This window comes from Turicimonas sp. TL08, from assembly GCF_054660695.1.
In genome coordinates this window covers 1-240 of the sequence record NZ_BAAGDP010000126.1, presented here as the reverse complement: position 1 = coordinate 240, position 240 = coordinate 1, and the positions used below count along the sequence as shown (strand labels likewise).

The following is a 240-nucleotide window of genomic DNA, read 5'->3' as shown; positions in this document are numbered from 1 at the left end:
ATCTTCAGACAGGATTCCTCGTGTCCCGCCTTACTTCTCGTCTTCTTAGTACCATTCGGACAATTTTAAATACAGGGCTATCACCTTCTTTGGCTGAGCTTTCCATCTCATTCTTCTATCATCCAAACTATCAAAAACTAGGCTGCTCCGGGTTCGCTCGCCGCTACTGCCGGAATCTCGGTTGATTTCTTTTCCTGAGGATACTTAGATGTTTCAGTTCTCCTCGTTCGCCTCGCATGA

General features: G+C 46.2%; 1 rRNA gene. It reads right to left on the bottom strand.

The window, feature by feature from the left end:
- A 23S ribosomal RNA gene (locus tag ACYQ4O_RS13205) occupies positions 1-240 on the bottom strand; the annotation flags it as partial.